This window comes from Thiocystis violascens DSM 198 (assembly GCF_000227745.2).
In the GTDB taxonomy this organism is placed as follows: Bacteria; Pseudomonadota; Gammaproteobacteria; order Chromatiales; family Chromatiaceae; genus Chromatium; species Chromatium violascens.
Map to the genome: position 1 here is coordinate 3,098,062 of NC_018012.1, position 14,987 is coordinate 3,113,048.

The following is a 14,987-nucleotide window of genomic DNA, read 5'->3' on the forward strand; positions in this document are numbered from 1 at the left end:
GAGATTGCCATGACCCAGGAAATGCGCATCGGGATCGACGGCATGACCTGCGCCTCCTGCGTGGCGCGGGTCGAGCATGCCATCGCCCGCAATCCCGGCGTCGAGTCGGCCGTCGTCAATCTCGCAGCGGGAACGGCCGTCGTGCGCTTCGACCGGATCGCGGTGCCCGAACTCCTGGACGCCGTGCGTGGCGCCGGCTATGAGCCCCTGATCGAATCGGTCGCCATCGGGGTGGGTGGCATGACCTGCGCCTCCTGCGTGGCACGGGTGGAGCGCGCGATCCAGGCGCTACCAGGCGTCATCGCGGCGACGGTCAACCTGAGTACTGAATCCGCCGCGATCGAATTCCTGCCCGCCACGGTGAGCCAGGAGCGCATCGCCCAGGCGATCCGTCAGGCCGGCTACGAGCCCGCCGCGCCGGATCGGGCGCCCGACGCGGAACGCACGCGCCAGGCCGGCGAACTGGCCAGCCTGAGGCGTGACCTATTCATCGCCGTCCTGCTAACCCTGCCGCTCGTCGTGATCAGCATGGCCCCGATGGTCTGGCACGGACTGGACGCGCTCATGCTCGGACTCGCGCCGCGCGCGCTCTGGCACTGGCTCGAATGCGCGCTCGCGACGCCGGTCCTATTCTGGGCGGGGCGGCGCTTTCTGCGGCGCGGCTGGGTCGAGCTGCGCCATCTGAGCCCCGGCATGGACAGCTTGGTGACGCTCGGCAGCGGGGCGGCCTATCTCTATTCGCTGCTGGCGCTGATTCGGCCCCAGTGGTTTCCCGCCGGCACGGCCAATCTTTATTTCGAGGCCGCTGCTGTCATCGTGACCCTGATCCTGTTCGGGCGTTATCTGGAATCGCTCGCCAAGGGCCGAACCTCGGAGGCGATCCGCCGCCTGGTGGGCCTGCAACCCAAGACCGCCCACGTGCTCGGCCCGGAGGGCGAATCGGAAATTCCCGTGGCCGCGGTGGTGCCCGGCGATCTGATCCTGGTGCGGCCGGGCGAGCGTCTACCGGTGGACGGGACGGTGACCGAGGGGACGAGTTATGTCGACGAGTCGATGATCAGCGGCGAGCCGGTTCCGGTCCACAAGCGTCCCGGCGACGCGGTCATCGGCGGCACCGTGAACCAGACCGGGGCCTTTCGCTACCAGGCCACCCGGGTCGGCGCGGACACGGTGCTGGCCCAAATCATCCGCCTGGTCGAGGACGCTCAGGCCGGCAAACCGCCGATCCAGCGGGTGGCGGACCAGATCGCGGCGGTCTTCGTGCCGGTGGTGATCGCCGTGGCCGCTGTCACCTTTCTGAGCTGGCTCTGGCTGGGACCGACGCCGGCCCTGAGCTTCGCCTTCGTCGCCGCGGTCAGCGTGCTGCTGATCGCCTGTCCCTGCGCCATGGGTCTGGCCACGCCGACCGCGATCATGGTCGCAACCGGGCGCGGCGCTGCCATGGGCATCCTGTTTCGACGCGGTGCCGCCCTTGAGACCCTGGCGCAGATCGACATCCTGGTGCTGGACAAGACCGGCACCCTGACCGAGGGGCGCCCCACGCTGACCGAACTGTCGGCCCATGGTATGAGCGAATCGGAGGCGCTGGCCCTGGCGGCGGCCGTCGAGCGTCATAGCGAACATCCGATCGCGAGCGCCATCGTCGCCGCCACGCACACACGGGGTCTGGTCCTGGAGGAGGCGGAGGCGATCGAGGCGCTGCCGGGGTTCGGCATCCAGGCCCGCGTTGGCGTACAAGCGGTCGCGGTCGGCGCCCGGCGTCTGATGGAACGACTGGCGGTGCCGATGGACGCGGCGGCAGAGATCGCGGAGCGTCTGGCCAGCGACGGCATGACCCCGATCTATGTCGCGGCGGATGGCCGACTGATCGCCGTGCTGGCGGTGACGGATCCGCTCAAGCCCAACAGCCGCGAGGCGATCGCCCGGCTGCGCGGCCTGGGCGTCGAAGTCGCCATGGTGACCGGAGACGGCCAGCGGACCGCCGAGGCGGTGGCGCGGCAACTCGGCATCGCGCGGGTGATGGCGGAGGTTCTGCCGGCTGACAAGGCGGCGGAGGTCAGGCGGCTGCAAGGGGAGGGCGGCCGGGTCGCCTTCGTCGGCGACGGCATCAACGACGCGCCGGCCCTGGCCCAGGCCGACGTGGGGATTGCCATCGGCACCGGGACCGACATCGCGGTGGAGGCCGGCGAGGTCATCCTGATGCAGGGCGATCTGATGGCGGCGGTCGACGCACTGATCCTGGCGCGGCGCACCCTGCGCACCATCCGGGTCAACTTCTTCTGGGCCTATGCCTACAACGTCGCACTCATCCCGCTCGCCGCCGGGGTCTTCTATCCGCTGACCGGCTGGCTGCTGAATCCGATGCTCGCCGCCGCGGCCATGAGCGTCTCCAGTCTCTTCGTCGTCACCAACAGTCTGCGCCTGCGGCGGTTTCGCTCGCACGCCCGCACGCCGGCGTTGCACTGCCATTAAATTAAGCCGTTCATGGTTCGAGGGCCTCACCACGAACACGACGCCCGCAATCGCCCTCGTTCGCAACCGGAGAAAATCGTCCGATGTGGAAACCGCTCGCCACCCTCCTGACACTTCTGATCCTGTGTCCGCCGCTCTTTGCCGCGCAACGCTCGATCATCGTCCTCGATGCATCCGGGTCGATGTGGGGCTAGGGCGGACGCTATCTCAAGGCCGCGGATGCCGGGACGCTCGGCGAAGCATTGCGGGTCACGGTCGCTGAAGCGCAAGCTCAAGGCCGGCGAACGTGCCGAAATCGCGCTGGACTGATACCGCTTCCCTTATGTCTCCCCGGCCCCCGGCATCCGCACTATCGGCGCGCTGTCCAGCAGCTTGCGCGCCACCTCGACGATCGGCTCCAGACTGATCCGCCTGGTGAACACCGTGAAGGTGAGCATGGCGAGCAGATGGCGCGGGTCGCTGATCCAGGGCGGGAGAAAGCGCGGCGGACGACACAGACCCAGCGCGTAGAGTTCGCACAGGGCCGGGATGTCGAAGAGATCGAGCTTGCCGCAGAACAGCAGGCTGAGACAGTCGGCCCGCCCGGCGGCGAAGCCGGCGCGGATGAAGTTGTCCACTTGCAATAGTCCCAGCAGATAGACCAGATCCTTGGTGAAGGGCGCGCCGCCGGTAATGACGCCGCCGCGAAACACCCGCCGGGCATTTTCGAACGCCTGATCCGGGTCGCCGGTGCGCTCCAGATAATAGCGATAGACCTCCAGAAAGTCCGCGCCATCGATGGCCATCTGAATCGCCAGAACCCGATCCGCCAGGCGGCTCAGGCGGTCGAGTTCGATGGAACCGCTGATCACCTCCGCGAAAACGGCCAGACCCTCCTGGGTGCGCGTCGTGCCCGGATGCCCGGCCGCCAGCAGCGGCAAATCGGTCTGGGCCTTGCCGTTCAGCGACGTGGCGACATGGATATAGGCTTCATGATGCAGCAGTTGGACGCAATCGCGGTCGGTAAAGCGCGCCCCCCGGCGGATCCGGATCGCCTGCGAGGTGGCCAGCGCATTGGCGGACAACCGGTCGACCAGTTCGATGGCGGGTGCCTGATCGCCGAAATGGGCACGCACCGCGAGGTCGAGCTCCGCCGCGACCGAGTCCGCCGTGTGGTAGTTGGGCGGAGCGGTATGGATTTCGATATGGGCGAGATTCGTGATGGTGTCGAGGACGCTTTGCGCCAGATCGAGCGGCGTGATGGGGACATAGCGCAGCGGCGCCGTCGGTTCGCCGTAGAGCTGGCGGCCGTACTCGAAGAACCCCGTGGTTCCCACCGCTGCCAGCATCCGCGCGCTGAGTTCGATGGCATTGGCCTGACGGTCCAGCCAGAGGTCGATGGTCGTCACCGGCACGATCTGGCGCCGCGCCTCGCGCACCGCCTCGATGCTGGGTGTCGGGTCGAAGGCGGGATAGCTCACCTGCGGCAGCTCGCGTCCGCCCTGCGCCAGGAAGGTCTCTTTCACCTCCGGTTCCCAAGCGAGAGTACGCAGGATGCGCAAGGGTTTGCAGGCGGTGTGCAGTAGGCCGGCGACGGCGCGGATGCGCTCTCTCTCCCGTTCAGTGGCATCGGTCATGCGAAAAGACTCCAAAACTGTCGGATTCAGAATGAACGGCTTCGCGTCCGGAGTCCGGTCGCCACTCATTGCAGATACCGCTGGGCGGCGGTCACCAAATCCTCGCGCGCGGGCAGTTCGCCAGGCGCGATGCTCAGCGGCAGCACGACGACGCGCCGACCGCGGGCGTTGTGCAATTCCAGAAACTCGATGGAGCGCGCCGACGGATCGCGCGCGTCGCGCTGGATGTTCATGGCGTCGAGACAAAGCGTGATCGGCTCGGCCCAGAGTTGTCGCGGGGCCTCGCCGAGGATGTCGACGACGATCCCGAGATGGGCGACGAGGACACCCTGATCCACGCCCAGATCATTCAGCTGTGCGCCGATCGCGTCCAGCTCTGCCAGCAGCGTGGCCGGATCCTGCACGCCTCCCGCGACGGGCTCGAAGCTCCAGCCCCCGCGCTCCAGCGCGTTCACCTTGCGCCGCAGCAGATCGCGCTGGCGCGTGAGGTCGGCCCGCTCCACGCGCGTCTCGGCAATGCGGGTCAGCGCCAGGGTCAGCAGATGGTCGAAGGCGCGGCGCTTCAACTGGCGACGGGTTTCCGCCTCGCTCGAGTGCGGATCGAGCAGACGGTGGCCGGCGAAGCTGACCGCGACCTGCGGCACGTCGCGCCGCACCTGATCGCCGACCAGATCCATGCCCAGGATCGTGCGCTCCACCCGCTCCGCCAGCAGCAACGCGGTGACGCGCCCGAACCCCCGACCCTCCGCGCTCGCCAGAAATGCCGACAGCGCCGGGTCGCGTCCGAACCGCTCCAGCATGTCCCCGGCGGAAGAAAAGACCGCGGCCAGACGAGGTTCCAGTCCATGTTCGCGCGCGTCCGCCGGCAGCGGCTCCTGGATGGAGTCCACCAGCGCGACCACATGGTCGATCGCCTTGATCACGGGCTCGCGCAGACGCTTGCGGTATCCGGGCAGCAGACGCAGCCGCGAATCGGTGCCATCCACGGCACGCTCGGTCGCCAGGTCGATGAGCGATTCCGGATAGCGTCCGCGCGTCTCGCCGCCGAAAATGGATTGGAACAGTTTCACGGCATTACCTCCGTCAGGTAGATTTTCGGCACAGGTCAGAAGGGAATGCGACCCCAACAGGCACCGACTGCCAGCCGGGACATCCATCAGATCGCAACAGCATAACCTGGCAGGACGCGCACCCCCGCGCGAATCCGCGCGACCTCTCGCGCCTCGTAGACCTGTCGTTCCGGCCGACCCCAGGCCGGGTTGGGCCAGCAGAAATCGTGTCGGAATCGCCCGATCATATGGATGTGCAACTGAGGCACGAGGTTGCCGATCGTCGCGATGTTGAGTTTATCGGGTCGAAATTCCGCTTCCAGAAAGCCCGCGACCGCATCCATTGCATCGCGCACGCGCTGGCGCATCCCAGACTCCAGCCGATGCAGTTCCAACTCCCGGGTTTTTGGCACCAGAATGAACCAGGGTAGCAGCGCATTGTTCATCAGCAACAGAAGGCTGTCGGGAGATTCGGCCAGCCGATGGGTGTCGGCGGCAAGACGGGGATGGAGTTCAAACCCTGTCATCAGGACGGCTCGGAAGACGCGAACGACTCCCGGTCGAGTTGATCGCGGAGCGCCCGCATTCCCGCTTCCAGCCCGACGCGACCCCGGAAACCGAGCCGGATATGCGGATCCTCGCCCAGATGCGGCAGGCTGAAGAGTTTGAGTTCCGGAAACTCCTGCTCCAAATGCCGCATCAGCGGAATCAGACCGCTCTCGGGAACTCCGCGCACCTCGACGGCCATTTCGCGCAGCACGGCTGCGCGACCGAACCGCCGTTCCAGCACCCATTCGGCCATCGGCCAGGCCATCTTTGGAAAGCCGGGAAGAAACCAGTGTCGGCAGAGCGAAAAACCGGGGATCCGGTTGACCGGATTCGGGATCGGCTCGGCGCCGTCCGGCAGATCCGCCATCAGGATGCGGTAGGGATAGGCTTCGGCGCCGAACCTGTCTTCAATCAGCGTCGTCGCGTCCGGATGACGCACCAGCGCGACATGCGCCGCCGCCGCGGCACAGGCGCGGGTGTGATCGTCCGGTGTCGCGCCGATGCCGCCGCAGACGAAGACCGGATCCGGACGCCCCATCGAAAAGCGCAGATGCGCCGTGAGCACATCCGGGTCGTCCGGCAGCAGCCAGTGCCAGGCCAGTTCATGTCCGCGACCGCCGAGCAGCGACTTGAAGGCGGCCAGATGGCGGTCGATCCGCTCGCCCTTGAGCACCTCGTCGGCGATGACGATCAGACCGAAGCGGACGGGATCGATGTCGAGTGCGTCGCTCATGGTGCACCTATGCGGTTACGGGGTGCGACGTTACGCGGACGGCAGATGCGCGTCGAGCGTGTCGCGCTTGCGGTAGACCGTCCCCTGAAAGAGCGCGATCAGGTGCTCTTCCTCATCGAGGACGCGGATCAGATAGGTCGCGAGTTTGGGGTTGATGGACACCTCCTCCGCCTCGGCGGTCAGGGTGCCGCGCCGCGCGGCCTTCATGAAGGAGATCGAGACGTTCACCCCCAGCGCCACCGTGCCATGCGAGTTGGAGGCCACGGCAAAGACCAGATCGGCGAGGCTGAAGATGGCCGCGCCATGCGCTACCCCAACGGCGTTCAGGTGCCGGTCGTCGATCTCCAGCCGGGCGCGCGCGCGACCGGGCGCGACTTCAAGGAGTTCGATCCCGACATGGGCGGCAAAGCGGTCGTTGCGGAAGAAATTGTGGATTTGGGCTGCGTTCATCGAATGGCTTGGAGACGAAAAAAACAGAGACGACAGGATACGTCAAAAGACCAACTCGTTGGCCCCGAGAATCGCCATCAGGATGGACATGATGATCCCGGCCACGATGACGCCAAGTCCGATGATCAGTATCGGCTCCAGCAGGGTCAGCATGCTCTGAACGCTGACGCGGGTCTCGCGGTCGTAAATGCTCGCCACCTTGGCGAGCATGGCATCCAGACTGCCCGACTCCTCGCCGACGCGGATCATCTGGAGTGCCAGATCCGGCAGCGCTCGGAGTCGCGCCAGCGGTCCCGCGAGTCCGCGGCCATGCTTGAGGTCGTCGCCGGCCTCGTTCAGCAGACCCGACAGCTTGCGATTGGAGACCACCTCCCTGGCCAGCGTCAGCGCGCTCAACAGCGGCAGGCCGTTTTTGAGCAGGGTCGACAGCGTATGACAGAGCCGGGCCGTCTCCATCTTCCAGATCAGATCCCCGAACAGCGGCAGATCCAGTACCCGATGATCGACGCGCGCGCGCACCAGCGGATTCTGTAGCCAGCGCTCCAGAACCACCGCGAGCAGGGCGATGACGCAGAGCATGGCCCACCAATAGTTACGAAACAGATCCCCCGTGGCGACCACGATCCGGGTCGGCAGCGGTAGCGCCGCGCCCATGTCCTCGAACAGAACCGTGAATTGCGGAACCACGAACACCAGCAGCAGGATGACCGAGAACGCGGCGACGAACAGCAAAATGGCGGGATAGACAAGCGCGGAGGTGACGGTCTGGCGCAGTTCGGCGAGTCGCTCCAGATAATCCGCCAGGCGATCGAGCACCTGATCCAGCGCGCCGCCCGCCTCGCCGGCCTTGACCATGTTGATATAGAGCCGCGGAAATTGACCGTCCTGGGCGTCCAGCGCGCTGGAGAAGTTAGCCCCGCCGCGCACCCGCTCCTGAAGATCCGACAGCACCCGAACCAGATGCTCCTGCTCGGTGAGATCGACGAGGATCTGCAAGGAGCGATCCAGGGTCATCCCGGCTTCCAGGAGCGTTGCCAACTCGCGGGTCAGGATACCGATCTCTTTTTGGCTCAGTCGCCGACGCCGCGCGCGACCGAGCCGGGCGAACAGGCTTTTGGAGGTGCGGGCCTCGATCAGGATCAACCCATCTTTCTGAAGCTGACGCATCACGGCCATCTCGTCCGCCGCATCGAGTTCGCCCTCGACGGATTCGCCATCGAGCTTCACGGCTTTATAGAAAAATTTTGGCATCGAGGAGATCGCCGTCGCGCCGGCCTGTCATCAGGATTTAGGGAGGCCGTCAACCGTCGACTCGATCCATTTTTCTGCCATCGAATTGATTTCGATTGATTTTTTTCCAGCGACATCAATGGTGGGTCCGAAGACAAGGTCGATGGTGCCAGGACGTTTGATGAAACTTCGCCGTCCCCAGAAACAGCCTGCATTGTGCGCGACCGGAATCACGGGGCAACCCGTTCGCTCCGCGAGCAGAGCACCTCCAATCGCATAGGTATGCCGCGTTCCAGGTGCGACACGAGTCCCTTCCGGAAAGACGATCACCCATCGGCCTTCAGCCAATCGATCGGTTCCTTCGCGTATGACCTTGGAGACGGCGCGTCGTCCAGCGGAGCGGTCGATCGCGATTGGCTTCAGATAACCTAGCGCCCAACCAAACAAAGGGATGCGCATCAATTCCTGTTTCAACACCCAGGTTTGTTCAAGCGGCAAAAGCGCACGTAACGCAATCGTCTCCCAAGCGGACTGATGCTTACAGAGAATGATCGCGTTTTGAGGCAAGCATCGATCAAAATCGTGAACCCGGTAATTCAGATGGCAAATGACACGTAAGGCCACGAGGTTCGAGCGTGCCCATGCTCTGCTGAGGCGGGCAGCCGCCGAAGGCGTCTTCATCCACCCAATTGACAGAATCAGACTTGAGAAAACGATACTTGATGTGACCAGAAAGAGTTGATAGAGAAAAGAACGGAGCACAATCATGATCGGCCTTGCTGAAGAAGCAATCGATTCGCGACGGAACCGAGATCTTGAAAAACACGAACATCTTGCAGAAGATCGATAGGATCCTGCTGCTGGATGCGATTTAACGTCAGTGTTCCCTTGCCAGTCATGACCAGATAAGGGGCCGCTCCGACAAGACGCGCGGCACAAAGATCACTATAGGTATCGCCAACAAATGGAACACCCGTCAGATCGACATTCATCCGTTTGGCAATTTCTTCAAGCAGGCCGGATTTCGGTTTTCGACACTGACAGTTCTCATCCGGAGAATGAGGACAAAATGCAATCATCTCAATACGTCCGCCCTGCGCGGTAATCACATCTCTCATGAATTGGTGCATGGTATTCAGGTCAGATAGAGATAAAAGCCCTCGAGCAACCCCTGATTGATTGGTTGCGATGGCAATGCGATAACCGGCATAAGTCAATCGCGCTATCGCGTCGATACTCCCAGGCAGCGGTATCCATTCGTCAGGGGATTTGATATACGCGTCGGAGTCTTCGTTGATGACTCCGTCGCGATCAAGGATCAAAACACGACTGGAAATGGTACGCGTCACGGTCAGTGAAGGCGGGAAATGTCGGCAACCAGCATAAACAGTCCCGCCAGGGACCGAAGCAGTCGAATTCGATTTTGACGCACGCGGTCGTCCTCGGACATCACCATCACATCGGAGAAGAATGTATCGATCTCATTTGTCAGGCCGGCGAGTGTCTCCAGGATGCCGATGTAATCATGACGAGCGGCAAGGGGGCCACACGCTTGACTCAATTCGTCGATACGGGCCGCTAGCCGGATTTCCGCGGGATCGGTCAGCAATGCCGGATCAACGGACCCCGCGTCACCGCTATCGACAGCGTTCTTGCTCAAGATGTTGTGGATGCGTTTATTCGCCGTGGCCAGGAAATCGGCCGCTGGCAGCATTCTGAAAGAAGAAACCGCGGCGATCCGTCGATCCAAATCCCAAGGATTCGTAACGCGACTTTCAATCACGGCATCAACGGTATCGACCGCCACTCCACGGTCGGCATAATAACCGTGCAGACGGTCCAGCATATACGCAAGGACCGTTTCGACAGTGTCGTCGCTCAGCGTTCCTGGAGCATAACAATTGGCGGCAACCTTCAGAAGATCACGGAGATCGAGATCGATCGAGGTTTCGATCATCAGCCGCAAGACCGCGATGGAGGCGCGCCGAAGCGCATAAGGGTCGCGAGTACCGGTCGGTCGCAGGCCGATTCCGAAGATGCCGACGAGCGTATCGACACGATCAGCGATGGCTAACACTTTGCCGCAGGCGCTGGCGGGCAAGTCATCGCCCGCGAAGCGCGGCAGATATTGCTCTTCCAAGGCATGACTAACGCATGGATCCTCATTGGATTTTTCCGCGTAGTAACGCCCCATAATGCCTTGGAGCCCAGGGAACTCAAAGACCATCGACGACACAAGATCGCATTTGGCCAGTTGAGCCGCTCGCGCGATCAGATCGGGATCGCTCATGAGCATCGGGGCAAGATAGCGCCCGAGACAGGCAACGCGACGGCTTTTTTCAGCCATGGTCCCAAGCTTTTCCTGGAACACAAGCGTTTCAAGCCGATCGGCAAAGGCGCTGAGAGGTTGCGTCAAATCTTTTGACCAGAAGAATGCCGCATCCGAAAACCGAGGTCGAATGACACGTTCATTACCGGCGCGCACCTGATCCGGATCGCGGCTGACGATGTTGGCGACGGCAATAAACGCATCCTGAAGCACACCAGCATCGTCCACGACCGGAAAATATTTCTGGTGGCTTTGCATGGTCTCAATCAGTACTTCCGGCGGCATCTCAAGGTAGCGCGTGTCGAAACGACACAGCAATGCCTGAGGCCATTCCACAAGGGCTGTCACCTCATCCAGCAAATCAGCGTCGATCCGTGCCTTGAGGCCATGCGTTGACGCCAGAAGATTGACCTGATCGCGAATCAGGTCACGTCGGCGCTCGAATGACGCCTCGACATAACCCATCGAGCGTAGCGACTCAGGGTAATCGGAAGCGGAAGACAGGCCGATCCTGTCGGGATGATGAAAGCGATGCCCTCTGGTATCGGCATCCGCTTCCACGCCAAGGATAGAACCCGCGATCCGCGCGTCATCCAGCATCAAGCAAACCCATTGCACCGGTCTGACGAATTCCTCTTCGCGATCTCCCCAACGCATCCGTTTCGGGATGGGAAGATCCGCCAGCGCGGCCTCGCACATTGAAGGGACTAATTGCGCCGTCTCAAGACCCGGCTGCAACACGCGAAACGCGAGCCAGGAGCCTTTTTCGGTAACGTCCCGGCCTAACGCATCGATCTCGACACCGCAGGAGCGGGCGAATCCAAGGGCGGCCGGCGTCGGTTGACCATCCGCATGAAAAGCCGCCTGTAAGGCAGGTCCACGCCGTTGAATGCTCTGGTCAGGCTGGTGTCTGCCAATCTTTCGCACCAGGAGCGCAAGACGCCTTGGCGTCGTAAACCGCTCGATCGTCTCGTATTCGATCCCGTGCGCCTTCAACTGGAGCAGAAAATTCTCGGCAAACGCCTTGGACAGATTCGGCAAGGCTTTCGGCGGAAGTTCCTCGGTTCCGATCTCAATCAGCAGATCAGCAAATGTGTCCAACGTTCTCTCCCGCTAGTGTGCAAGCATCGGAAAGCCAAGTGCCTTCCTGCTGTCGAAATACGCCTGGGCCACCGCACGCGACAGTGTGCGCACACGCAAGATAAACCGTTGGCGTTCCGTCACCGAGATCGCCCCCCTTGCATCTAAAAGATTAAAGGTGTGGGACGCCCGCAAAACCTGCTCGTAGGCAGGCAGAGGCAAGCCTTTTTCCACCAGTTCGGCACTGACCCGTTCGCAGGTGTCGAATTGCCCGAACAGCGATTCGATATCGGCGACTTCGAAATTGTAGGTCGATTGCTCGACCTCATTCTGATGAAAAACATCGCCATAGGTCACGGTTCCAGCCTGCGAACGACTCCACACGAGGTCATAAACGCTTTCGACCTCTTGCAGATACATGGCGATACGTTCCAGTCCGTAGGTGATTTCGCCGGTCACGGGACGGCATTCAAGACCGCCAACCTGTTGGAAATAGGTAAATTGGGTGACCTCCATCCCGTTGAGCCAAATCTCCCAGCCTAGCCCCCAGGCGCCAAGCGTCGGCGACTCCCAATTGTCTTCCACAAAACGAATGTCATGCACCAGGGGATCGAGACCGAGACGCCGCAACGAATTGAGATAGAGTTCCTGGATGTCGATCGGCGACGGTTTCAGGACGACCTGGTATTGGTAATAGTGCTGCAGACGATTCGGATTTTCGCCATACCGCCCATCGGTCGGACGCCGCGAGGGCTGAACGTAGGCGCTGCGCCAAGGCTCTGGCCCGATGGATCGAAGGAATGTCGATGGATGGAACGTCCCGGCTCCGACCTCCATGTCGAGAGGCTGCACGACGACACACCCAAGATCGGCCCAATAGCGTTCCAGGGCAAAAATAAGACCTTGAAAGGTCGAGAGATCCTCGGATTCGAGACTCAAAACCGGCTCCTTGAAACGAGGTGGCGATGAAAGGCGTGCAGTATATCGGTTAGACCCGAGTCAACGCCAATGAGGGCGACCCTGATCGAGTCCTTACCAATAAGTTTTCGCGCCTCGATTAAAGGCAAACGATCGACGTTGAACAATCCTTGCAACTACTCAGGCAAAGTCCGAACCGGACGCGCGGGTCGAGACAAACATTCGGAGCCGGGGTTCAGGGTGTCGGCATGGCAGCCTGGGTCCAGGGCTGGATGGCGACCGCCGTGACGCTGTTCTTCGGCGAACCTTCGATGATCCGGTCGCTATAGCTCAGATAGACCAGCGCATGGCGCGGCGCATCGTAGAAGCGGACGACCTGAAGCGTCTTGAACAGGATCGAGGTGCGCTTCTTGAACACATCCTCGCCGTCGCGCTTGCCCGAGCGCACATCGTCCGGCAGGTCGATCGGTCCGATTTGGACGCAGTCGAGCGAGGCGTCCGAGGTGTCCTCGGCGATGCCGACCGCGCCCGAGACGCCGCCGGTCTTGGCGCGACTGAGATAACAGGCGACACCGGGGATCAGTTCGTCCTGGAAGACCTCGATGACGATTTTGTCGTTCGGTCCCATCCATTTGAACTTGGTGGCGACGCTGCCGATCTGCTCGGCCGCGGTCGGCGCGGAGAGACCGACGAGGATCAGGGCGACGAGGGTTTTACGCATGGCGCATGTTCCTGTGGGTTGATGCCAAATGAGAGAGCCGACCTCTGGGATGGCCGAGTTGTATTCGGCCCGCTGGGCGTCAGGCCAGCGGTAGGCGCCAACGGCAAGTCAGCGATCCCAGCGGCCTAGGTTGAGTTGATGAAATCAACCTTATGTGACCGTCATTCTACGTCACCCTTGGAAGACGAAGCCTCGGGGGAACCTCAGTCAGGCTTGGTGCAGTGGTTCGATGGGTTTCACGGCCAATCAGCCTCTGTTCCAATCGTCAGCGTCGTGCCATGGCCGTTCTACCCATCCTACGCTGGCTTGGATCTAACGGGGGCAGAACTGAGCCGCGTTCCACCTAACGTTAAGCGCTTGCTGGCTGGCCGGAGCGTAGCGACGACCAGCCAGCAGGCGGTCGGAGTTTGTGCGCTTGTTGGGCAATATCGCGTTAGGATCTTGGGACAAATCGCGTCGCATGTTTTTCAATCCATTGCGCACCAGATTCCAGGAATCCGAGGACTTTGTTCGCTTCGAGATAGTGCGCAGCCTTCTCATCACTCCAATCCGTGCAATCCATCAGGAGAAAATCTTCTGACATCTTGCGCGAGAACTTAGGTGGATCTACAGCGATGCCCACTACCCACTGAACCGCTGGAAACCTTGTCTTTACTACTCCGCATGCGATTTCAAGCATGCTTTGACGCACCTCGCGGAAATCCTTCCGCTTTCGCATGTGCTTCGGTGCTCGTAGCTGCAGAAATACGTAACGTTTCTCGCCGTAGAACGACGACATCACACTCAGATTTCTGGCTGACTTCCCTGCGGCGGCGGGGAAGTTACGTATCGCCGCATCCATGTGCTCTGACAAAGCTCTGCGTGAAAAGCGAGGCTCTTTCGCCATCTCGTGAATCGCGCTTCGGCCCGCTACTAAGGGAGACACTCCTATGCTACGGCCGGCTAACGCGATCTTCCCCGTATATTGAATGAGCCGATCCCATAGATACGAGATTTCGTTTGCTTGACGTGTTCTTTTATAGACGTCAGATCGCTCAAAATCATGCCATTCCCCTTCGCCCACCATCACGAACGAGATGCTCGGATCGTCCGTTCCGATGCGATGTTTGTTCGCATCTTCATCATAGTTGAGGAAATAGTGTGCGAGCAGATCCTCTTCACCGCAGTACACCAAACCATCGAGTTGCGCAATTGCCTTTGATTTTGCATTTAGATAGTCAGTAAAGTCCCAAACTGTGTCTAACTCCTTAAGGACGATCGGCAAGTTGTGTGAGTCAAAGACGTGAATCGGATTTTGCTTGTCTAAATCTAGAAAGAATGGGAACTGGATTACATACTCGCGTGTTTCTCCGTACGCTATTGCAAGGCTTCCGGCAACATTCTGGTCTGATGCAGCCTTGCAGGCGTCCTCAGCGCCATGTGCCACCACAACTTTGTGCACGACATCGAACGAGTCATTCGAGCCTCGCGGGAGGGGTGTCTTGAGCTGACTATCAAGATAGATGCACTTTCCGCTACGAAGATATCGTTCCGCGCCGTGGGCTGTCTTCGCTTGTGCGTCTATAACGCGCCGTCTCCACCGCCTCCATGCGACATCCCCAGCGTCGTTGCCCTGCTCCGTATCGAGTGCCTTCTCTCGGTCGAAGAAGACGATGGCGGTACGTTCGAATACCACGAGCAGATCGCAAAGTTCCTTTCCGTCTTCCTTATACGGATTTGGAAAGCTCCACAGATTGAGAAACGTCTGCTCGCAAAGGTCTACCAGCAGTCGCTCCGTTTCAGTAACGCCCTGCGATTTGACGATCTTCATTAAGCAATCCGCACTGTCGTATCCTGAGTC

General features: G+C 61.3%; 13 protein-coding genes. 1 reads left to right on the forward strand and 12 read right to left on the reverse strand.

What is annotated here, in order from left to right; translation table 11 throughout:
* The first annotated feature begins 9 nt into the window (after window positions 1-9).
* On the forward strand, window positions 10-2,472 hold the full coding sequence (locus THIVI_RS13705) for a heavy metal translocating P-type ATPase (RefSeq protein ID WP_041447605.1): 2,463 nt from the start codon (window positions 10-12) through the stop codon (window positions 2,470-2,472).
* A 320-nt stretch (window positions 2,473-2,792) separates the two neighbouring features.
* On the opposite strand, the gene THIVI_RS13710 is transcribed toward THIVI_RS13705, so the two are convergent.
* The 12 genes from THIVI_RS13710 to THIVI_RS13760 form a co-directional block, all read right to left on the reverse strand.
* Entirely contained in the window at window positions 2,793-4,088 is a 1,296-nt protein-coding gene (locus tag THIVI_RS13710) for a peptidase MATCAP family protein (protein WP_014779172.1), read from the reverse strand.
* Between the two features lie 65 nt (window positions 4,089-4,153).
* On the reverse strand, window positions 4,154-5,158 hold the full coding sequence (locus THIVI_RS13715) for a hypothetical protein (protein WP_014779173.1): 1,005 nt from the start codon (window positions 5,156-5,158) through the stop codon (window positions 4,154-4,156).
* Window positions 5,159-5,244: 86 nt separating this feature from the next.
* Complete coding sequence (locus tag THIVI_RS13720) at window positions 5,245-5,664, reverse strand: HIT domain-containing protein (RefSeq protein ID WP_014779174.1); 420 nt, start codon at window positions 5,662-5,664, stop codon at window positions 5,245-5,247.
* A complete protein-coding gene (locus THIVI_RS13725; protein WP_014779175.1) occupies window positions 5,664-6,419 on the reverse strand; it encodes a competence/damage-inducible protein A in 756 nt (251 codons plus the stop codon). Before THIVI_RS13725 ends, THIVI_RS13720 begins: the two co-directional genes overlap by 1 nt.
* Before the next feature lie 30 nt (window positions 6,420-6,449).
* Window positions 6,450-6,869, reverse strand: coding sequence for a PaaI family thioesterase (locus tag THIVI_RS13730; protein ID WP_014779176.1), 420 nt, complete (start codon window positions 6,867-6,869; stop codon window positions 6,450-6,452).
* Between the two features lie 42 nt (window positions 6,870-6,911).
* On the reverse strand, window positions 6,912-8,120 hold the full coding sequence (locus THIVI_RS13735; RefSeq protein ID WP_014779177.1) for a type II secretion system F family protein: 1,209 nt from the start codon (window positions 8,118-8,120) through the stop codon (window positions 6,912-6,914).
* 30 nt (window positions 8,121-8,150) lie between these two features.
* Window positions 8,151-8,867, reverse strand: a complete 717-nt coding sequence (locus THIVI_RS13740) for a lysophospholipid acyltransferase family protein (RefSeq protein ID WP_014779178.1) — start codon at window positions 8,865-8,867, stop codon at window positions 8,151-8,153.
* A complete protein-coding gene (gmhB, locus tag THIVI_RS23775; protein ID WP_014779179.1) occupies window positions 8,864-9,448 on the reverse strand; it encodes a D-glycero-beta-D-manno-heptose 1,7-bisphosphate 7-phosphatase in 585 nt (194 codons plus the stop codon). The genes THIVI_RS13740 and gmhB overlap by 4 nt, the downstream gene beginning before the upstream one ends.
* Window positions 9,449-9,450: 2 nt before the next feature.
* Window positions 9,451-11,529, reverse strand: coding sequence for a glycine--tRNA ligase subunit beta (gene glyS / locus THIVI_RS13745; RefSeq protein WP_014779180.1), 2,079 nt, complete (start codon window positions 11,527-11,529; stop codon window positions 9,451-9,453).
* 12 nt (window positions 11,530-11,541) lie between these two features.
* Window positions 11,542-12,447, reverse strand: a complete 906-nt coding sequence (glyQ, locus tag THIVI_RS13750) for a glycine--tRNA ligase subunit alpha (RefSeq protein WP_014779181.1) — start codon at window positions 12,445-12,447, stop codon at window positions 11,542-11,544.
* Between the two features lie 214 nt (window positions 12,448-12,661).
* A complete protein-coding gene (locus THIVI_RS13755; RefSeq protein ID WP_014779182.1) occupies window positions 12,662-13,147 on the reverse strand; it encodes a CreA family protein in 486 nt (161 codons plus the stop codon).
* Window positions 13,148-13,580: 433 nt separating this feature from the next.
* On the reverse strand, window positions 13,581-14,957 hold the full coding sequence (locus THIVI_RS13760; protein WP_014779183.1) for a hypothetical protein: 1,377 nt from the start codon (window positions 14,955-14,957) through the stop codon (window positions 13,581-13,583).
* Window positions 14,958-14,987: the final 30 nt, after the last annotated feature.